23 protein-coding genes are annotated in these 19,152 nt (G+C 71.1%); 6 read left to right on the plus strand and 17 right to left on the minus strand.

Annotated features, from left to right (window positions below):
- Positions 1-242 precede the first annotated feature (242 nt).
- Positions 243-917, minus strand: coding sequence for a DNA-3-methyladenine glycosylase (locus tag AC5WRL_RS03685; RefSeq protein WP_496086808.1), 675 nt, complete (start codon positions 915-917; stop codon positions 243-245).
- The gene (locus AC5WRL_RS03690; RefSeq protein ID WP_496086809.1) at positions 895-1,230 is read right to left on the minus strand and encodes a barstar family protein; all 336 of its coding nucleotides are present in this window, start codon (positions 1,228-1,230) and stop codon (positions 895-897) included. The genes AC5WRL_RS03685 and AC5WRL_RS03690 overlap by 23 nt, the downstream gene beginning before the upstream one ends.
- A 76-nt stretch (positions 1,231-1,306) precedes the next feature.
- Here AC5WRL_RS03690 and AC5WRL_RS03695 point away from each other — a divergent pair, with 76 nt between their 5' ends.
- Positions 1,307-1,849 carry a YbhB/YbcL family Raf kinase inhibitor-like protein gene (locus AC5WRL_RS03695; protein ID WP_496086810.1) on the plus strand — a complete coding sequence of 181 codons (543 nt, stop codon included), beginning with the start codon at positions 1,307-1,309 and terminating at the stop codon, positions 1,847-1,849.
- Positions 1,850-2,023: 174 nt separating this feature from the next.
- A complete protein-coding gene (locus AC5WRL_RS03700; RefSeq protein ID WP_496086811.1) occupies positions 2,024-2,533 on the plus strand; it encodes an HNH endonuclease in 510 nt (169 codons plus the stop codon).
- A gap of 90 nt (positions 2,534-2,623) precedes the next feature.
- Here the strand turns inward: AC5WRL_RS03700 and AC5WRL_RS03705 are convergent, their stop codons facing one another.
- The 3 genes from AC5WRL_RS03705 to AC5WRL_RS03715 all read right to left on the minus strand — a co-directional run bounded on the left by AC5WRL_RS03705 (position 2,624) and on the right by AC5WRL_RS03715 (position 4,943).
- Entirely contained in the window at positions 2,624-3,589 is a 966-nt protein-coding gene (locus AC5WRL_RS03705; RefSeq protein WP_496086812.1) for an SPFH domain-containing protein, read from the minus strand.
- A 52-nt stretch (positions 3,590-3,641) separates the two neighbouring features.
- On the minus strand, positions 3,642-4,064 hold the full coding sequence (locus AC5WRL_RS03710) for an NfeD family protein (RefSeq protein WP_496086813.1): 423 nt from the start codon (positions 4,062-4,064) through the stop codon (positions 3,642-3,644).
- Positions 4,065-4,151: 87 nt separating this feature from the next.
- A complete protein-coding gene (locus AC5WRL_RS03715) occupies positions 4,152-4,943 on the minus strand; it encodes an ABC transporter ATP-binding protein (protein WP_496086814.1) in 792 nt (263 codons plus the stop codon).
- A 133-nt stretch (positions 4,944-5,076) separates the two neighbouring features.
- On the opposite strand from AC5WRL_RS03715, the gene AC5WRL_RS03720 reads away from it, so the two are divergent.
- On the plus strand, positions 5,077-5,865 hold the full coding sequence (locus AC5WRL_RS03720) for an Rv1486c family protein (RefSeq protein ID WP_496086815.1): 789 nt from the start codon (positions 5,077-5,079) through the stop codon (positions 5,863-5,865).
- A gap of 83 nt (positions 5,866-5,948) precedes the next feature.
- Here the strand turns inward: AC5WRL_RS03720 and AC5WRL_RS03725 are convergent, their stop codons facing one another.
- The 5 genes from AC5WRL_RS03725 to AC5WRL_RS03745 all read right to left on the minus strand — a co-directional run bounded on the left by AC5WRL_RS03725 (position 5,949) and on the right by AC5WRL_RS03745 (position 11,211).
- Positions 5,949-6,194, minus strand: a complete 246-nt coding sequence (locus AC5WRL_RS03725) for a chaplin (protein ID WP_496086816.1) — start codon at positions 6,192-6,194, stop codon at positions 5,949-5,951.
- Positions 6,195-6,374: 180 nt separating this feature from the next.
- Positions 6,375-6,614 carry a chaplin family protein gene (locus AC5WRL_RS03730; RefSeq protein WP_496086817.1) on the minus strand — a complete coding sequence of 80 codons (240 nt, stop codon included), beginning with the start codon at positions 6,612-6,614 and terminating at the stop codon, positions 6,375-6,377.
- 133 nt (positions 6,615-6,747) lie between these two features.
- Positions 6,748-7,389 (minus strand): response regulator, encoded by a 642-nt coding sequence (locus AC5WRL_RS03735; protein WP_496086818.1) that lies wholly within the window; start codon positions 7,387-7,389, stop codon positions 6,748-6,750.
- On the minus strand, positions 7,382-8,539 hold the full coding sequence (locus AC5WRL_RS03740) for a GAF domain-containing sensor histidine kinase (protein ID WP_496086819.1): 1,158 nt from the start codon (positions 8,537-8,539) through the stop codon (positions 7,382-7,384). Before AC5WRL_RS03740 ends, AC5WRL_RS03735 begins: the two co-directional genes overlap by 8 nt.
- A gap of 161 nt (positions 8,540-8,700) precedes the next feature.
- Positions 8,701-11,211, minus strand: coding sequence for an FHA domain-containing protein (locus tag AC5WRL_RS03745; RefSeq protein WP_496086820.1), 2,511 nt, complete (start codon positions 11,209-11,211; stop codon positions 8,701-8,703).
- Positions 11,212-11,442: 231 nt separating this feature from the next.
- Between AC5WRL_RS03745 and serB the strand changes: the two genes are divergently transcribed.
- Positions 11,443-12,648 carry a phosphoserine phosphatase SerB gene (serB, locus tag AC5WRL_RS03750; protein ID WP_496086821.1) on the plus strand — a complete coding sequence of 402 codons (1,206 nt, stop codon included), beginning with the start codon at positions 11,443-11,445 and terminating at the stop codon, positions 12,646-12,648.
- 31 nt (positions 12,649-12,679) lie between these two features.
- On the opposite strand, the gene AC5WRL_RS03755 is transcribed toward serB, so the two are convergent.
- The 4 genes from AC5WRL_RS03755 to AC5WRL_RS03770 form a co-directional block, all read right to left on the minus strand.
- Positions 12,680-13,198, minus strand: a complete 519-nt coding sequence (locus AC5WRL_RS03755; RefSeq protein WP_496086822.1) for a SixA phosphatase family protein — start codon at positions 13,196-13,198, stop codon at positions 12,680-12,682.
- 163 nt (positions 13,199-13,361) lie between these two features.
- Entirely contained in the window at positions 13,362-13,571 is a 210-nt protein-coding gene (locus AC5WRL_RS03760; RefSeq protein ID WP_496086823.1) for a hypothetical protein, read from the minus strand.
- A 156-nt stretch (positions 13,572-13,727) separates the two neighbouring features.
- Entirely contained in the window at positions 13,728-13,847 is a 120-nt protein-coding gene (locus tag AC5WRL_RS03765) for an SGM_5486 family transporter-associated protein (protein ID WP_496086824.1), read from the minus strand.
- A 17-nt stretch (positions 13,848-13,864) separates the two neighbouring features.
- Positions 13,865-15,169 (minus strand): CynX/NimT family MFS transporter, encoded by a 1,305-nt coding sequence (locus AC5WRL_RS03770; RefSeq protein WP_496086825.1) that lies wholly within the window; start codon positions 15,167-15,169, stop codon positions 13,865-13,867.
- Positions 15,170-15,234: 65 nt separating this feature from the next.
- Between AC5WRL_RS03770 and AC5WRL_RS03775 the strand changes: the two genes are divergently transcribed.
- Positions 15,235-15,927 (plus strand): FadR/GntR family transcriptional regulator, encoded by a 693-nt coding sequence (locus AC5WRL_RS03775; RefSeq protein ID WP_496086826.1) that lies wholly within the window; start codon positions 15,235-15,237, stop codon positions 15,925-15,927.
- Between the two features lie 89 nt (positions 15,928-16,016).
- Here AC5WRL_RS03775 and fabI read toward each other — a convergent pair whose 3' ends face one another.
- From fabI to AC5WRL_RS03790, 3 genes are all read right to left on the minus strand, one after another.
- A complete protein-coding gene (gene fabI / locus AC5WRL_RS03780; RefSeq protein WP_496086827.1) occupies positions 16,017-16,787 on the minus strand; it encodes an enoyl-ACP reductase FabI in 771 nt (256 codons plus the stop codon).
- 3 nt (positions 16,788-16,790) lie between these two features.
- The gene (gene fabG, locus AC5WRL_RS03785; RefSeq protein WP_496086828.1) at positions 16,791-17,510 is read right to left on the minus strand and encodes a 3-oxoacyl-[acyl-carrier-protein] reductase; all 720 of its coding nucleotides are present in this window, start codon (positions 17,508-17,510) and stop codon (positions 16,791-16,793) included.
- 120 nt (positions 17,511-17,630) lie between these two features.
- Positions 17,631-18,095: an ATP-binding protein gene (locus AC5WRL_RS03790; RefSeq protein ID WP_496086829.1), complete on the minus strand. Its 465-nt coding sequence runs from the start codon at positions 18,093-18,095 to the stop codon at positions 17,631-17,633.
- A 238-nt stretch (positions 18,096-18,333) separates the two neighbouring features.
- On the opposite strand from AC5WRL_RS03790, the gene AC5WRL_RS03795 reads away from it, so the two are divergent.
- Entirely contained in the window at positions 18,334-19,083 is a 750-nt protein-coding gene (locus tag AC5WRL_RS03795; RefSeq protein WP_496086830.1) for an RDD family protein, read from the plus strand.
- The last annotated feature ends 69 nt before the right edge of the window (positions 19,084-19,152 follow it).

Consider the following 19,152-nt stretch of genomic DNA (forward strand, 5'->3'; position numbering starts at 1 on the left):
CGCTTCCTTTGGTTCCCTCTCGGGCCCCTCCGGGCTTTCCCTTCGTGTCCACTACTCTAGCCGACTTTTCTGTCGGCTCCTAATCGGGCCCTTTTCGCTTTCTTCGGCGACTCAAAGAGCGCACCAAAGAAACCAGAACCGGGAGGTTCCGATCAGATGGAGTGGGTGTCGTTTCCGAGGCTTCCCCGGGCGGTCTTCCGACCGCTTCCCTGGGGTTGCCGCCTCAAGCGACTCGATCTACATTACGGGCCGATGACCCCAGCGTCAAGTCCCCTGGTCCGACGTTTCGGCTGATGCGGTCGATACGGGCTCACCGTGGGGTCGTCGGTGATCCAGAAGCGCCAGGGATGGACCCCGCCGTCCCCCGCCACCCCCGTGCGTGGACCTGTGCTGACCTGGTTCTTCCTCACCGGCGTGCCGGCCAGCACCCGCAGTGCGAACACGTCGCCGGTGCCGCAGACGTCCGTGCCGTCCAGGGCGCGTGCCACATCCAGTGCCGTGGCCAGCCGGGCGGGGCCCTTGGCCAGCTCGTGGTCCCGGCCACGGGCGGAGACCCGGCGCGGCCGGGCCAGTCCGGCGCCCGTGAGCACCTCCCCGGCCCGCAGCAGCACGCCGCTCGCGCGTCCCTCGGGGCCGCACACCAGGTTGAGGCAGTGCCACATGCCGTAGGTGAAGTACACATACGCGTGCCCCGGCGGGCCGAACATCGTGGCGTTGCGCTGCGTCCGGCCCCGGAAGGCGTGCGAGCCGGGATCGATCTCGCCGGCGTACGCCTCCACCTCCGTCAGCCGCAGCGTGATCGTGCCCTCGTCCGACCGCCGTACCAGGGTGCGGCCCAGCAGGTCGGGCGCCACCTCCAGGACCGGCCGGTCGAAGAAGGACCGGGGCAGGGAATCAGTGCTGCGGTCGCTGCTCATCGCCGTCCCAGATCACGGTCATCCGGATGTTCTGCTCCTGCCAGTAGCCCTCGGCGTCTCTCAGGATGCGGCCCAGCGTCTCGGCGAGGCCGGGGGCCTCCCGGCGCAGCTCCGCCCAGCCGGTCACCTTCACCCGCCAGCCGGCCGCCGTGGGCTCGCCCCACCAGGCCAGGTCGCGCAGGCAGTCGTCCAGTGCGTCCCAGTTGTGGCCGAAGTAGTCGGGGAACTCCAGATCCTCGGCGCACCGCCGCATCAGGGTGGCCCGGTCCCGTACCCCGGTGAGGTCGAGGCGGTGCAGTGCTGGTTCGGTCATGTCACGAGTAGTACCGCATCGGGGGTGGGTGGTGCTGGCTAGGGTGATCGGCACCACCCACCACGAGGAGAGGCCCATGACCTCCGAGCCGTCCCGCCGTCCGCTCCCCCACGACTTCCATCCGCCGGTGGCGTCCTTCGCCGTGACCAGTGACGATCTGGCCCCGGGCGCCCGGCTCGGTGAGGCGCAGGTGTACGCGGCCGGCAACACCTCCCCGCAGTTGCGCTGGGAGGGCTTCCCGGCGGGCACCAAGAGCTTCGCCGTCAGCTGTTACGACCCGGACGCGCCGACCGGCAGCGGCTTCTGGCACTGGTCGCTGTTCGACCTCCCGGTCTCCGTGACCGAGCTGCCGGCCGGGGCGGGCAGTGGCGAGATGGCGGGACTGCCGCAGGGCGCGGTCCATGTGCGCAATGACTACGGCACCCGGGACTTCGGTGGCGCCGCGCCGCCGGCCGGGGACGGTCCGCACCGCTATGTCTTCACGGTGTACGCGGTGGACAGCGACAAGCTGGGCCCGGGGCCGGACGCCACCCCGGCGCAGGTCGGGTTCATGCTGCGGTTCCACGCCATCGGGCGAGCGCAGCTGATCGGTGAGTACGAGGTGCCGGCGGGCGGCTGACCGTACGGTGATCCCCCGGTGCCGGGCGATGCGGTATTGATCCCTCACCGGGGGTTTAACCGTCATCTCCCGTTTTTGTTACCTCCCTGGAAATTGCATTGTCGGGCTCACCGGCCCCCGGCAGAGTTGGAGCAGCCCGCCGCACAGGCGGGCAGCTCAGGGGAGGTGGGCGGGATGCGGCAGACGCTGGTGCTCAATGCGACCTATGAGCCGCTGTCGACGGTGTCGCTGCGGCGGGCGGTGGTGCTCGTCATCCAGCACAAGGCGGTGGTGGAGCACGCGCATCCGGGGCTGCGGGTGCGGGCGGCGGCGGTGGATCTGCCGGTGCCGCAGGTGATCAGGCTGCGGCGGTTCGTGAAGGTGCCGTTCCGACAACGGGCCCCGTGGTCGCGGCGTGGGGTGCTGGTACGGGACCGGCACCGGTGCGCGTACTGCGGTCGCCGGGCGACCACGATCGATCACGTACTGCCGCGTTCGCAGGGTGGTGGGGACACCTGGCTGAATACGGTGGCCGCCTGTGCGGAGGACAACCACCGCAAGGCGAACCGGACGCCGGCCCAGGCGGGGATGCCGCTGCTGGTCCAGCCCTTCGAGCCGACGCCGGCGGACGCGCTGCTGCTGGCGCTGGGGGTGCGGGACGGCGGGGAACTGCCGGAGTGGCTGCCGCTGCCCGAGTCCGCCTGAGCCTCCGCCCGCGTCCCGGCGGGCTGTTTCATGGCTGAGGGCCCCGACCTTCCGGTCGGGGCCCTCAGCCATGGTGATGTCTGCCCGCCGTCATTCGATGCGCGGCTGCTGGCGGCCCACGGAGGGCTTGTTCAGCGTGCCGGGGTCGGTGGTACCGCCGTCGGGGCCGTTGCCGGTGCCGTTGCCGGTGAGGCGGTTGAGGTTGCCGCCGAGGCCCTTGAGGGCGTCGCCGATCTCGCTGGGCACGATCCACAGCTTGTTGGAGTCGCCGGAGGCGATCTTCGGCAGCATCTGGACGTACTGGTAGGAGAGCAGCTTCTGGTCGGCGTCACCCGCGTGGATGGCCTCGAAGACCGTGCGGATGGCCTGGGCCTCACCTTCGGCGCGCAGGGCGGAAGCCTTGGCGTCACCTTCGGCGCGCAGGATCTCGGATTGCTTGGCGCCCTCGGCCTGGAGGATCTCGGACTGCCGGACACCCTCGGCCTGGAGGATCGCGGCGCGCTTGTCACGGTCGGCGCGCATCTGCTTCTCCATCGAGTCCTGGATGGAGGTCGGCGGCTCGATGGCCTTGAGCTCGACGCGGTTGACGCGGATGCCCCACTTGCCGGTGGCCTCGTCCAGCACGCCGCGCAGGGCGGCGTTGATCTCCTCGCGGGAGGTGAGGGTGCGTTCCAGGTCCATGCCACCGATGATGTTGCGCAGGGTGGTGACGGTCAGCTGCTCGATGGCCTGGATGTAGTTGGAGACCTCGTAGGTCGCGGCGCGGGCATCGGTCACCTGGTAGTAGATGACGGTGTCGATGTTGACCACCAGGTTGTCCTGGGTGATCACCGGCTGCGGCGGGAAGGGCACGACCTGCTCGCGGAGGTCGATGCGGTTGCGGATACGGTCGATGAACGGGACGACGATGTTGAGGCCGGCGTTCAGTGTGCGGGTGTAGCGGCCGAATCGTTCGACGATCGCGGCGCTGGCCTGCTGGATGACCTGGATTGTCTGGACGAGCGCGATGATGACCAGCACCACCAGGATGACCAGCACGATGATGATGGCGTCCACCGTGACTCCCCCTGCGGCTAGATGAGTTGAACGGTTGTCTGTATGGGGTCCATCACATCACGATGGCCGTGGCTCCGTCGATCTCCACCACGCTGACCTCGTCGCCCGGTTCGTGCGTGGTGTCGCCGTCGAGGGCGCGGGCGGACCACTCCTCGCCGGCGAGCTTGATCCGGCCGTCGCGGGAGTCGACCCGTTCCAGGACAACGGCGGTGCGGCCTCTGAGTCCGTCCACGCCGGAGCTGAGTTTGGGGGGCAGGACCCGGGCGCGCCGGGCGATGGGGCGTACGACGACGAGCAGGGCCGTGGAGACGACGGCGAAGACGATGACCTGGAGGGCGATGTTGTCGGTGACGGCGCCGGAGGCGGCCGCGGCTGCCGCTCCGATGGCGAGCATGCCGAGTTCGGGCATCGCGGTCAGGACGAGCGCGATCGAAAATCCTCCGGCGGCGATCAGCCACCACACCCAGAAGTCCACATCGCCATCGTAGGGGCGGTGGGGCTGGGCGAACAGGCCGGATTTCGTCAGAGACCGGCCGGAATCCGGGGGTTGGGGCCCCTGGTGTTACGCGAGGGGCAGGCCGTGGGCCGTGAAGCGGTCGCCCTGGCGTTCGACGATGAGCGGCAGGCCGAAGCAGTGGGAGAGCGCGGCGGAGGTGAGGACGGTGTCCACCGGGCCGGCGTCCAGGACCCTGCCCTGCCGGATGAGCAGCACATGGGTGAAGCCGGGGGCGATTTCCTCGACATGGTGGGTGACCATGATCATCGCCGGGGCGTAGGGGTCGCGGGCGAGCCGGCCCAGGCGGCGTACGAGGTCCTCCCGGCCGCCGAGGTCCAGCCCGGCGGCCGGCTCGTCGAGGAGCAGCAGCTCGGGGTCGGTCATCAGGGCGCGGGCGACCTGGGTGCGCTTGCGTTCGCCCTCGGAGAGGGTGCCGAATCTGCGGTCCAGCATGTCGCTCATGCCGAGCCGGTCGAGGAAGGCGCGGGCGCGCCGCTCGTCGACGTCCTCGTAGCTCTCCTGCCAGCCGGCGGTCATGCCGTAGGCGGCGGTGAGCACGGTTTGCAGGACGGTGGCCCGCTGGGAGAGCTTGCCGGCCAGGGCGCTGGAGGCCATGCCGATGCGGGGGCGGAGTTCGAAGACGTCGACGCCGCCGAGCTTCTCGCCGAGGATCTGGACGCTTCCCGTGGTGGGGAAGAGGTAGCTGGACGCGATGTTCAGCAGGGTTGTCTTGCCGGCTCCGTTGGGTCCGAGGATCACCCATCGTTCGCCTTCGGCGACCGACCAGGAGACCTGGTTCACCAGAGCGCGGCCTTCGCGGACCACGGATACGTCCACCAGCTCCAGTACATCGCTCATGCGCGCGGTCTCTCCCAATGCAGTCGCCGTCTGACCGTGCCTGCCGGCACTTCCCCGGAACAAAACTTACGCCACGCCCGTCATGTACCGGGCGTCAGGAGGGCCCTTGGGCCAACTTCCCTATGCTGAGGCCATGCTCGATGAACCTCGTGCCGGGCGGCTGGCCGCCTGGGGCAATGCTCTGCTGGCCGGTCTGGTGTCGCCGGACGACGCCGCCGCGCGCGTCGTGGCGGATGACGCCTCGCACCGGGTGGTGGAGCTGCCCGGGGAGCCGGCGGCGGTGGGGCTGACGCTGGCGTTCGGCCGGTTGCGGGCGCTGGGGGTGGTGGGACTGCGGATCGCGCTGCCCGCGCCCGGGCATCCGCTGGGTCTGTGCGGGCCGCCGGAGTTCAACACGGCGGCGCTGGCGGCCGGGGAGGCGGTGCTGGCGTCCGGTCCTGCGCTGGGACTGATTCCGGAGGTGGCGGCGGCCGGTCCTGCCGGGGATGTGCTGACCCAGGTGGTGTGGCGGTGTGCGCCGGTACGGCAGGCGCCGCCGGCCGATGTGCCCTCGCTGGGTGAGGCGGAGCGGGAGCTGAACGAGGTGCTGCGGGAGACGACCGAGGCTCTCATGACGCTGGATGTGGCGGGGGCGGGGGCGGCGACCCGGGCACGGCTCGACGCGTATCGGGCACAGATGGAGCGGGGGCGGCAGCTGCTGGCGCCGGGATATCCGCCACGGGCGGCGCGGGTGCTGGAGCTGGCGCAGCGGGTGGCGGGTCTGGTGGAGCTGGCCGGTGGCGGTGAGCACGGGGGTGCGGTCAGCGCGGCGGAGATCGCGGAGCGGGACCGGCTGTTGCGTCCGGTGGAGCGGGCGGCCCGGCGGGCGCGGGTTGCGGCGTACAACGCGTACGCGGAGGAGTTGGAGCGGCAGCGCGGCTGAGCAGTGGGGCGGGCGGCCGGGGGTCGGATCACGGCCCCGCGGGGGATGGGGTCCGCGGGGCCGTGATGACCATGGGGGTGGCGTCAGACGATGGCGCCGACGTTGCCGAACGCCGGGTTCAGGATGCCGATCACGTTGACGGTGTTGCCGACGATGTTGATCGGCACGTCCACCGGGATCTGGATGATGTTGCCGGAGACGACACCCGGCGAGTGGACGGCCTTGGCCTTGGCGCTCGCCCCATCGTGGGCGGCGGCCATGCCGGTGGCGCTGCCGACAGCCACACCGGCGACAGCGAGCACGAAGGCGGCCTTCTTCGCAGTGTTCATGACGTGCGATCCTCCTGGGACGGAATCCTCTGCGGTGGCTCCGACGGAAGAGCCACGCGCTGCACAACGCGGTCCGTGGCCGGATGACACGGGAGCGCCGGGTGATAACCGCCGTTCGGCCTCATAGTCCGATCAGCTGCGCGCGTGGGACCGCTCGTCCTCAGGGGTGGGACCGGTGGGTCAGTGGGCCAGGCCGAAGTTGCCGAAGGCCGGGTTCAGCAGGCCGATGACGTTGACGGTGTTGCCGACAACGTTGACCGGGACGTGGATGGGGGCCTCGATCACGTTGCCGGAAACCACGCCGGGCGAGTGCACGGCCGTGCCGTGGGCGCCCGCGGCGGCGGTGGCCACCCCGGCACCGGCGGCGGCCAGACCGCCGGCCACGGCGGAGACGACGGCGATCTTCTTCATGCTGTTCATGAAACGAACCTTTCGGACTGACCACCGCGGCCAGGTTGCCGCGGCATGTCCTGGAGAACGCGTCACTCCGGGTCAGGTTCCGCCGTGTGGGGGACGTCCACCCGACCGTATGAATCCTGGCCCTGATCGAACATCAGTCGGCCACCCCGTGGCGTACCGCCCACAGCGCGGCCTGGGTGCGGTCGGCGAGGTCGAGCTTCATCAGGATGTTGGAGACATGCGTCTTGACGGTCTTCTCGGAGAGCACCAGATCACGGGCGATCTCCCGGTTGGAGCGGCCCCGGGCGATCAGCGCCAGCACCTCGCGCTCCCGCTCGGTGAGCTGCCCGCCCCGGCCACCGCCGCCGTACGGGGCCTCCTGGGCCAGCAGCGCGCCGGCCACCTCGGGCTGGAGCAGCACATGACCGGCGTGCACCGAGCGGATCGCCCCGGCCAGCGCGACGGGGTCGATGTCCTTGTGGACGTAGCCGGCCGCCCCGGCGCGCAGCGCGGGGACCACGGTGCGCTGTTCGGTGAAGCTGGTGATGATCAGCACCCGCGCGGGGTTGCCCAGCTCGCGCAGCTTGCGCAGTGCCTCCACGCCGTCCCCGCCGGGCATCTTGACGTCCATGAGCACCACATCGGGGCGCAGTTCCTCGGTCAGGGTCACCCCGGCGGGGCCGTCCGCGGCCTCGCCGACCACCTCGATGTCGTCCTGGATCTCCAGGAAGGTGCGCAGCCCGCGCCGTACGACCTGGTGGTCGTCGACCAGCAGCACACGGATGACGTCAGACACCGGGTACCTCCATCTCGATCTCGGTGCCCGCTCCGGGCGCCGAGCGCACTGTGAGGGCGCCGCCGACCGCCTGGGCGCGGTCGCGCATGGACACCAGGCCCAGGTGCCGGCCGGCGCTGCGTACCGCCTCGGGGTCGAAGCCGGTGCCGTCGTCGCTGATCCGCAGGACGGCGCCGCCGCCGGCGGGCTGGTCGAGGCTGACGGTGACCTTGGCGGCGGCGGCGTGCCGCAGCGCGTTGTGCAGGGCCTCCTGGGCGACGCGCAGCAGGGCCTCCTCCTGGGCGGCGGGCAGCGGCTTGGCCTCGCCGGCCCGCAGGGTGACCGTGGCGGGGTGGGCGCGGTCCAGGACCTGGATCTGGGCGCGCAGGGTGGCGACCAGGCCGTCCTCCTCCAGGGCGGCGGGGCGCAGTTCGATGACGGCGGCGCGCAGTTCGTCGGCGGCCTCGGCGGCGAGCCGGGTGACCTGGCGCAGTTCGCTGCGGGCGCGGGCCTGGTCGCGGTCGATGAGGGTGGTGGCCGCCTGGGCGGTGAGCCGCAGGGAGAAGAGTTTCTGGGCGACGGCGTCGTGCAGCTCGTGGGCGAGGCGGGCGCGTTCGTCGGCGATGGTGAGTTCGCGGCTGCGTTCGTAGAGCCGGGCGTTGGTGAGGGCGAGGGCGGCGTGCTGGGCGAGGATGCCGAGCAGTTCCTCGTCCTCGGCGGTGAAGGCGCAGCCGCCGGCGGCGGCGCGGCGCTGCTCGGGGGTGCAGCGCTTGGTGGCGAGGAAGATGGCGCCCAGGACCTCGTCGCCGTCGGCGATGGGCATGCCGAGGAAGTCGGACATCTCGGGGTGGGCGGCGGGCCAGCCCTCGAAGCGGGGGTCCGTGCGGACGTCGGCGAGGCGTACGGGGGTGGCCTCGTGCAGCATGGCGGCCAGGATGCCGTGCTGGCGGGGCAGCGGGCCGATGGCCTTCCACTGGCGGTCGCTGACGCCGTCGACGAAGAACTGGGCGAAGCCGCCGGCGCCGTCGGGTACGCCGAGGGCGGCGTAGCGGGCGTCGAGCAGTTCGCGGGCGCTGGCCACGATGGTCTGGAGCACGTCGCGCACTTCCAGGTTGCGGTTCATCGCGAGCAGGGCGGCGCTGACGGCGGCCAGGCCGGTTCTTGGGACCATGGGGGGAACGCTACCGGGGCGGGGCGGGTGGTGGATCGGTCCCGGGCAGGTGGCGGGTGCGTCGGGGGTCCTAGGTCCGGGGGCCGGAACGCGGAACGGTGGTGGCGCCCCTGGTGCGGGGTGCCACCACCGTGTGTACGTGCCGGGCCGGGCCGGGGCCGTCAGTCGCGCATGACCTCGGGCTCGTGGCGGCGCAGGAACTTCATCACCAGGAAGCCGCAGGCCACGCCGAGAAGGATCAGCATGGTGACGTCCAGCAGCCAGAATCCCGGCTGGTGGTTCCACAGCGGATCGCCCTTGTCGGGGTTGGCGACCGAGGCGGTGAGGGTGTTGAGGTCGGCGGTGGTGCCGGTGCCGGCCAGGGCCCAGCGGGAGGGCATCAGCCAGGCGAGCTGTTCGACGCCGAGCTTGCCGTGCACCTCGAAGAGGGCGCCGGTGAAGACGAGCTGGACGACGGAGATCATCACCAGCAGCGGCATGGTCATCTCGGAGGTGCGCACCAGGGAGGAGATGACCAGGCCGATCATCATCGAGGTGCAGCCGAGGACCATGAGCACCAGGGTCATTTCCAGCGCGGGCGAGCTGGTGAAGAGTACGCCCTCCTCGGGCATCTTGCGGGGCAGGAAGCCGATGGCGCCCAGGATGCCGGCCTGGACGACGGTGACGATGCCGAGCACGAAGACCTTGGACATCAGATAGGCGGAGCGGGAGAGGCCGACCGCGCGTTCGCGTTCGTAGATCACCCGTTCCTTGATGAGTTCTCTGACGGCGTTGGCGGCGCCGGAGAAGCACATGCCGACGACCAGGATGAGCAGGATGATGCTGGCGTCGTAGTTGCGGCCGAAGTTCTCCGGAGCGCCGAGGCCGAGGCCGTACTCGGTGGGGACGGCGAGGGAGACCGCGCCCAGGATGATGGGCAGGGCGAGGGTCAGGGCCAGGAAGCCCTTGTCGGCGACGATCACCGCCGCGTACCTGCGCATCAGGGTCCACACCTGGGAGCCCCAGGTCTGGGCCTTCTGTTCGACGGCCGCGGCCACCGGCTGGAAGTTGGCGGCCTGGGGCTGCACGGCGTCCAGGTCGGCGGCGTATATCTGGTAGTGCTGCGAGCCGCGCCAGCGGCCCATCCAGTCATAGTCGCGGTAGTTCTCGAAGGCGGAGAACACGTCCGCCCAGTTGTCGTAGCCGAAGAAGTTCAGCGCCTCGTCCGGCGGGCCGAAGTAGGCGACGCCGCCGCCGGGGGCCATCACCAGCACCCGGTCGCACAGCCCCAGCTCGGCCACCGAGTGGGTGACGACGAGGACGGTGCGGCCGTCGTCGGCCAGGCCGCGCAGCAGCTGCATGACGTCGCGGTCCATGCCCGGGTCGAGGCCGGAGGTGGGCTCGTCCAGGAAGATCAGCGAGGGCTTGGTGAGCAGTTCCAGGGCGACGGAGACGCGCTTGCGCTGGCCGCCGGAGAGCGAGGAGATCCGCTTGGTGGCGTGCACGTCGAGCTTGAGCTCGCGGAGCACCTCCTCGACCCGGGCGTTGCGCTCGGCCTCGGCGACGTCGCCGGGGAAGCGGAGCTGGGCGGCCAGCCGCAGCGCCTTCCGGATGGGCAGCTCCTTGTGCAGGATGTCGTCCTGCGGGACGAGCCCGATGCGGTGCCGCAGCTCGGCGAAGTGGGTGTAGAGGTTGCGGTGGTCGTACAGCACCTCGCCGTAGGAGGCGGGGCGGTAGCCGGTGAGGGCGCGCAGCAGGGTGGACTTGCCGGAGCCGGAGGGGCCGATGACGCCGACCAGGGACTTCTCGGGGACGCCGAAGGAGACGTCGTTGAGGATGGTGGTGCGGCCGTTGTTGACCTGGACGGTCAGGTGGCGGGCCGAGAAGGAGACCTCACCGGTGTCGACGTACTCCTGGAGCTGGTTGCCGACCAGCCGGAAGGTGGAGTGGCCGATGCCGACGGTGTCGTTCTGGCCGAGGTAGCGGCGGCCGTTCTTGTCCATCCGCTGGCCGTTGACGTACGTGCCGTTGTGGCTGCCGAGATCGTGCAGCTCGCAGCGGCCGTCCGAGTGGGCCAGGAATTCGGCGTGGTGGCGGGAGACCTGGAGGTCGGAGACCACCAGCTCGTTCTCCAGGGCGCGGCCGATGCGGGTGACCTGGCCGACCGCGAGGTGGTGGAAGGTGGTGGCGCCGCGGTCGCCGCCGCCGGCCGGATCGGCGCTGGGCATGGGGCCCGGCGGCTGGTGCGGCGGCATCGCGGGTGGCTGGCCGGAGGCCATGGCGGGCACCGGGGCCCCGTAGGGCTGGTGCGGCGGCTGCTGAGGGGCCTGCTGCGGCTGCGTCGGCGGCTGGTACGGCTGCTGGTGCTGGTGCTGCGGCTCCTGCTGGTGCGGTACGGGCGCGGTTCCCGTGAAGGTCAGCCGCGGCCCGTCGGTGGCGTTGCCCAGATGGATGACCGATCCGGGGCCGAGCGGCAGCTGCTGGACGCGCTGCCCCTGGGCGTAGGTCCCGTTGGTGCTCCCGTGGTCCTCGACGATCCAGCTCTGGCCGCCCCATCGCACGGTGGCGTGCCGCCAGGAGACCCGGGCGTCCTGGAGGACCAGGTCGCCCTGGGGGTCCCGCCCCACGCTGTATGACCGGGTCGGGTCCAACGACCAGGTCTGTCCGTTCAGTTCCAGTACGAGTTCTGGCACTCCATGCCCCACAAAGTTGTCCCCCGACCGGCCCTCTCAGAAGGGGCTCGGGATGGTCTGAACATCGTCCAGGCACTATTCCAGTCCCGGGCCGGAAACGGAAAGCCGGGCCCCGATAGTCACGGAGCTGGTGCGAAGCGTCGGCAACTCTGTGACCTTCCTCTCCGTTCCTCCGCATGGCGGCCCTTGGTCATGGTCCGGCAACCACGAGCGACTACCGTGGTGGGCACCATGATCCCCGCACAGACGCCCACGCTGCTGGTGAAGATCTTCGGCAAGGACCGGCCCGGGCTGACCGCCGGTCTCTTCGAGACGCTCGCCGCCTTTCACGTGACGGTCATCGATATCGAGCAGGTCGTGACGCGGGGCCGCATAGTGCTGTGCGCGCTGGTGAGCGCGCCGGCCGGCGGGTCGGGGTCGGAGGGTGAGCTGCGCGCCACGGTGCATGGCTGGGCCGAGGGCCTGGGGATGCAGGCCGAGATCATCTCGGGGCTCGGTGACAACCCGGCCCGGGGCAGCGGACGGTCCCATGTGACCGTGCTGGGCAATCCGCTCAGCGCGGAGAACACCGCCGCCATCGCGGCCCGGATCACCGGCTGCGGCGGCAACATCGACCGGATCTTCCGGCTGGCGAAGTATCCGCTGACCGCCGTGGAGTTCAATGTCTCCGGGGTGACCACCGAGCGGCTGCGTACCGAGCTGGCGACCGAGGCGGCGGCGCGGGCCATAGATGTGGCGGTGGTGTCGGCCGGGCTGCACCGGCGGGCGCAGCGGCTGGTGGTGATGGATGTCGACTCCACGCTGATCCAGGACGAGGTCATCGAGCTGTTCGCGGCGCACGCCGGGTGCGAGGAGCAGGTCGCCGAGGTGACGGCGGCGGCGATGCGCGGGGAGCTGGACTTCGAGCAGTCGCTGCACGCGCGGGTGGCGCTGCTGGCCGGGCTGGACGCGTCGGTGGTGGACAAGGTGCGCTCGGAGGTGCGGCTGACCCCCGGGGCGCGCACCCTGATCCGTACCCTCAAGCGGCTCGGCTACCAGGTGGGGGTGGTCTCGGGTGGCTTCACCCAGGTCACGGACGATCTGGCGGAGCGGCTGAATCTTGACTTCGCCGCGGCGAACACGCTGGAGATCGCGGACGGCAAGCTGACCGGCCGGGTGACCGGGGAGATCGTGGACCGGGCGGGCAAGGCGCGGCTGCTGCGGCGGTTCGCCGGGGCGGCGGGGGTGCCGCTGGCGCAGACGGTGGCGATCGGGGACGGCGCGAACGACCTGGACATGCTGAACGCGGCCGGGCTCGGGGTGGCGTTCAACGCGAAGCCGCTGGTGCGGCGGGCGGCGCACACGGCGCTGAGCGAGCCGTTCCTGGACACGGTGCTGTATCTGCTGGGGATCACCCGGGAGGAAGTGGAGGCGGCGGACGCCGACGCCGGCGACTGAGGCGCGGGGGGCTCCGCCGCCGGGCGGGCCGTCAGGAGTGCGGGGTCCAGAAGCCGGTCAGCCGGGCCACGCCGAGTTCCACGGACTTCCAGTCGCCGGTGAAGGTGAGTACGGCGATGGCGGCGGTGGGGAAGCCGGAGCGGTTCATCCGGGCGAGGAGATCCCCTTCGGACTCTCCCGCGAGGGCGTCGGCCAGGCCGTGGATGCCGGGGTTGTGGCCGATGAGCAGCAGATCGCGCACCTCGTCGCCGGTCTCGTTGACCAGGGCGATCAGCTCGCCGACGGAGGCTTCGTACAGTCGCTCCTCGTAGACGGTTCGGGGGCGCTGGGGCAGTTCGGAAACGGCCAGCTTCCAGGTTTCGCGGGTGCGGGCCGCGGTGGAGCACAGCGCGAGGTCGGGCGTGCTGCCGGAGCCGGCGAGCCAGCGGCCGGCCACCGGGGAGTCCTTGCGGCCTCGCTCGGCCAGCGGTCGATCATGATCGGAGACGTCGGGCCAATCGGCCTTGGCGTGTCGGAGGAGAACGATCCTGCGGGGTGCTTCGACGCTCATGCGTCCCAGCTTTGCACGAAACGTGCCTGCGGTGCCGGGTGGTTGCCGAAGTCGGCGGTGCTGACCGTCCGGCGCGGGGCGGGATCGGCCGGCCGCGCTCACCGGGCCTCGTGCGTCGGGTGAAAGGCGTGCCGCCGGGTGGGGTGGTGGAGAACCCGCGGGCTCAGCCGAGCCAGTTGCTCCTGGCGTGCTCCACGAGTTGGGAGAAGGGCTGGGGGCCGGTGGTGGCGTCGGCCCGGATGCTGGTGGTGAGCAGGCACAGCAGTGCGCTGAACGCCGCGAGGGGCAGGATCAGTGCCCACCAGCGGAGCCGGATGTCGGTGCCGGGTGCCCGGTGGCGGGGGGTCGTCATCCCTGCTGTGCGACCGGTCATGGGTGGCCTCCGTCCGTGTCCGCGGGGTCCTCGCCGCGATACGTCCACGGTAGGCGGGCGGCGGGGTCGGGCCCATCGGGTATGCCACCCACACTCCCCTGACGATGGCCCCCTAGGGGATGGTGGGGCCAGCACCACCTGACCCCTGGCGCGGGGTCAGTTGCCGGCGGCGATGGTGGCGATCACCCCGATCACGATGCTGACTCCGAGCATCACGCCCAGGATGAGCAGCAGGGTGCGTTGTCCGCCGGTGGGGTTGGGTTCGAGCGCTGGCATGCGGTCCAGTGTGCCATTCACGCTCCGTCCTCGATGTGGCGGTCCCGGCCGGCGAGGACGCCGGCGACGATCTGGAGGATCATCAGGGCGCTCATGAAGGCGATCGGGAGGTGCCAGTTGCCGGTGGCCTCGTTCAGTACGCCGACGATCAGCGGTCCTGGCAGGGAGATGAGGTAGCCGGTGCTCTGGGCGAAGGCGGACAGCCGTACCACTCCGTGGGAGCTGCGGGCCCGCATGCCGATCATGGCCAGGGCCACCGGGAAGGCGCAGTTGCCGATGCCCAGCAGCACGGCCCAGGCCCAGGCGCCGCCGTTGGGAGCCAGCCACAGGCCGCCGTATCCGGCGAGGCTGCACAGCGCCAGGGCGGTGAGCAGCGGGCCCTGTTGGCGCATCCGGGTGGCGAGCGGGGGCACGACGAAGGACAGCGGGACGCTCAGGCCCATGGCGAGGGCGAACAGGACGCCCGCGGTGCCGGCGGACAGGCCCGCGTCGCGGAATATCTGCGGCAGCCAGCCCATGATGATGTAGGCGGAGGTGGCCTGGAGCCCGAAGAACCAGGCCATGGCCCAGGCGGTGGGTGAGCGGCGCAGGGTGAGCCGGGTGGGGTCGGGGCGGGCCCCGGTGGGGGTGGCCGCCGGGGCGCCGGCCGGGGCCGGGCCGGTCTTGGGGGTACGGCCGCGGATCAGCACCACCGCCCAGACGGCCACGGCGAGCGCGGCGGGGACGGCCCACAGGCCGATGCCGAGCCGCCAGCTGTCGCCCAGGGCGGTCGCGATCGGGACGGTGACGGCGCCGGCTCCGGCGGCGCCCAGGGACAGGGCCATGGAGTAGAGGCCGGTCATGGAGCCGATGCGGTCCGGGAAGTAGCGCTTGACGATGACCGGCATGAGGACGTTGCTGACGGCGATGCCGGCCAGGGCGAGGGCGCTGGAGGCGAGGAAGAGTCCGGTGCCGCCGGCCAGCGAGCGCAGGGCGAGTCCGGCGGTGACGGCGGCCATGCCGGCTGCGACGACGGCGACCGGCCCGTACTTCCTGGACAGGGTGGGGGCGGTGACGCCGACGATGGCGAAGCACAGGGCGGGGACGGAGGTGAGCAGCCCGGCGACGGTGCCGCTCATGCCCAGGTCGGCGCGTACCTCTTCGAGCAGGGGGGCGAGCGCGGATATCGCGGGGCGGAGGTTGACGGCGGCGAGGACGAGTCCGGCCATGATGAGCCACAGGGCCACCGGGGTGGTGACGGTGGGGGGTGCGGTACGCAGCGGGGGCCGGCTGGGTGCGGGCGCGTCCGGTGCGGGGGTACGGTCATGCTTCGCCAACGACATGACCTCATCATAGAATCATCCAATGAATGGGTCATTAAAAGATTCCTGCATCCGACAGGAGAGCCATGTCACTCACCTCCCCCCGCCGCTCGGCCCTCGCCGATCAGGTGATCGACCAGCTGCGGAATGAGATCACCTCGGGAGCCTGGCCGGTGGGATCACGGATCCCGACCGAGCCCGAGCTGGTCGAGCAGCTGGGGGTGGCCAGGAACACCGTCCGCGAGGCCATCCGCGCCCTCGCCCACAACGGGCTGCTGGACATCCGGCAGGGCTCGGGCACCTACGTGGTGGCCACCAGCGAGCTGGCCGGGGTGATGCACCGCCGGTTCGCCGAGGCCGACCCGCGCCATGTCGCCGAGCTGCGCGGCGCGCTGGAGACCGCCGCCGCCCGGATGGCCGCCCAGCGCCGTACCCCGGCGGATCTGCGCCGCCTGGACGCGCTGCTGAGCGCCCGCGAGGCGGCCTGGAACACAGGGGACGTCGAACCGTTCGTGGAAGCCGACGCCACCTTCCATCTGGCGATCGTCAAGGCGTCCCACAATGAGGTGCTCACCGGCCTCTACGCGGATCTGGGCACCGTGCTGCGCGCCTTCCTGCGCTACGACGTCGGCGACGAGCTGGACCCCGACTACTACATGGACCACGCCCGGCTGCTGGCCGCAGTCCGCGACCGGGACGCCGAACGGGCCGAGCGCGAGGCCGCCGCCCACACCCAGACCTGCCGCACCTTCACCGCCGGGACCACCGGGGCACGCTGACCACGGCCTCCCGCGCAACGGCGGCGGCCCGTACCGAGGGAATCCCTCCGTACGGGCCGCCGCCGCGCTGCTTGAGCAGGGCTCCGGGCTCAGGCGCCCATCATGTGCACGCCGCCGTCGACATGCACGATCTCGCCGGTGGTCTTCGGGAACCAGTCCGACAGCAGGGCGACCACCCCACGGGCCGCCGGCTCCGGGTCCTCAAGGTCCCAGCCGATCGGCGAGCGGGTGTTCCACACATCCGCCAGCTCCTCGAAGCCGGGGATCGACTTGGCAGCCATCGACTTGATCGGACCGGCCGAGACCAGGTTGACCCGGATGTTCTTGTCACCCAGGTCCCGGGCCAGGTAGCGCGCGGTGGCCTCAAGAGCCGCCTTGGACACGCCCATCCAGTCGTACTTGGGCCACGCCACCTGGGCGTCGAAGTCCATACCCACCACCGAGCCGCCGCGCTGCTCAAGCAGCGGAAGCAGCGCCATGGTCAGCGACTTGAGGGAGTACGCGGAGACCTCGACGGCCGTGGCCACCGACTCCCACTCCGTGTGGAGGAAGTTGCCGCCCAGCGCGTCCTGCGGCGCGAAGCCGATGGAGTGCACCACGCCGTCCAGCGAGTCGACGTGCTCACGCACCGAGTCGGCGAGCGAGGCCAGGTGCTCCTTGTTCTGCACATCCAGCTCGATCACCGGGGCCGGCTTGGGCAGCCGCTTGGCGATCCGCTGCACCAGCGAGAGCCGCCCGAAGCCGGTCAGTACGACCTCGGCGCCCTCCTCCTGGGCCAGCTTGGCGACATGGAACGCGATCGACGCCTCGGTGAGCACCCCGGTGACCAGGATGCGCTTACCGACAAGAAGTCCACTCATGGTTCAGTGCCCCATGCCCAATCCGCCGTCAACGGGGATGACGGCTCCAGTGATGTACGCGGCCTCGTCGGAGGCCAGGAAGCGGACCGCGTCGGCGATCTCGGCCGGCTGGGCGTAACGCCCCAGCGGCACCTGCTCCACGATGCCCGCGCGCTGCTCGTCACTGAGCACCCGCGTCATATCGGTGTCCACGAATCCGGGGGCCACCACATTGCAGGTGATGCCCCGGGAGCCCAGCTCGCGGGCGAGGGAGCGGGCGAAACCCACCAGACCGGCCTTGGAGGCGGCGTAGTTGGCCTGCCCCGCCTGACCCATCAGCCCCACCACCGAGGAGATCAGCACGATCCGTCCGGCGCGGGCGCGCAGCATCCCCTTCGCCGCACGCTTCACCACCCGGAAGGTGCCGGTGAGGTTGGTGTCCAGCACGGTCGCGAAGTCCTCTTCGGACATCCGCAGCAGCAGCTGGTCACGGGTGATGCCCGCGTTGGCGACCAGCACCTCGACCTTGCCGTGCTTCTCCTCGATCTCTTTGTATGCCTGCTCCACCTGCTCCGGTTCGGTGATGTCACACCGAACCGCCAGCACGCCCCGCTCCACCAGTTCCTGCGGCGGTTCGCCGGAGCGGAAGGTAATGGCGACCTTGTCACCCGCGTCCACGAGGGAACGTGCGATGGCCAGGCCGATTCCGCGGTTCCCTCCGGTGACGAGTACCGAGCGACTCAAGGGATCACCCCTTCTCTGCGACATGTGCTCGCCACCAAACTAGCCCGCCCGGCGCAGCGCACGGGGATCGGGGGCTGACAGGCGCAGTGCCGGGGCCCTGTGGGGTTCCTACAGGTCCCGTTACATTTCGGCGGGATGCAGCAGGCATTCGCACCACACGGTCTTGCCGTGCGGATGAGTGGCGACCCCCCAGGCCGCGGCGAAGGAGTCCACCAGCAGCAGCCCGCGACCGCTCTCCTGCTCGCTGTCGTCGGGCCGTAACACCGGATGCCGGTCGGCGCGGGCGTCGCTCACCTCGATCCGTACCGGTACGGCGCCGGGCGGCCCGTCGCCGGTGGGGTGGGCGGTCATCGACACCCCGAGAGTGAAGCCGCGCCCGGCGACGGAGCCGTGCCGTACGGCGTTCGCGGCGAGTTCGCCGACCAGCAGGGCGACGGTGCGGGAGGCCGGGCGGTCGGCCGGGATGCCCCACTGGGCGAGCCGCTCCACGGCGAGCTGCCGGGCCTGGCGTACGGCGTGCGGGGTCGCGCTGAACGACATGCTGAACGACGTCATGGCCTCGGTGGGGATCAGCTCCTGCTCCATGTACCGAGCGTGGCGAAAAGAAGCCCTGGCTGGCCAGTCCGGCACCGGACACGGTCCGTTACTCTCGGCATTCGCCGGGTGCTCCGCCGCAGGTCGCGGCGGCCGTGGGGAACGGATGGCCCGGGGCGCGAAAACCGCGCGGAATATGACGCCCGCAGGGGACAGCCGCTGGTGGGGCGGCAGTTGGGCGGTGGGAAGAAGGTGGCTCGCGGCACGGCGGATCGATTACGGTTCGCACATGTCCGAGCAGCCACCCATATCGCCGCCGCATGGGCCGCCGGGGCCGGTTCCCGGCTGGACGCCGCCGTCCCCGTACCCGCCCCCGTACGCGAACGCGAACGCGAACGCGAACCCGTATCCGTACCCGTACCCGTATCAGCAAGGACACCCGGGCTACCCGGTGCCGGTGCCGGGTGGCCATCCCCACCCGCATCCGAGCCCCTACCCGTACCGGGTCATGCCGCTGCCGGGCCCGGTCCACCCCGGGTACGGTCCGCCGCTGTCCCAACTCGCCCGCCCGGTATACCGGCTGTACGCGCGGCTGGTGGACTTCGCCCTGCTGGTGGTGCTGGTCCTCGGCGTGCTGTGCGTCGGGCTCGCGCTGGGCGGGAACCCGGACGAGCGGGCCGCGAACTCCCTGTGGTCGCTGTGGTTCGGGCTGGGCTACCTGCTGCTGTACGACCCGCTGGCGCAGGCACTGACCGATGGCCGCACGCTCGGCAAGTGGCTGTTCGGGCTGCGGGTGGTGCGGCTGCACGGCGGCGGCCGGTCGGGGTTCTGGCGCGGGATCGTCCGCGAGTGGTTCTTTCTCCTCGGCTCCCTGTTCGCCGGAGCCATCGCCGGCGCGGGGGTGCTGGTCGCCGCCTGGTGCCTGTGGGACACCCCCTTCAAGCAGGGACTGCACGACAAGGCGGGCGGCACGGTGGTGATCGGCACCCGCCCCGGTTCGACCGTTTCCCCGTCGCCGGGGTTTGTCCATGTGAGGTAAGTGATGCGGGACCGGGGGCATTCGCCCGGTTTCTCCCTGGGCAGCGCTGCGCCGAGCAGGCATGATCAA

Source organism: Streptomyces sp. NTD107 (assembly GCF_059510435.1).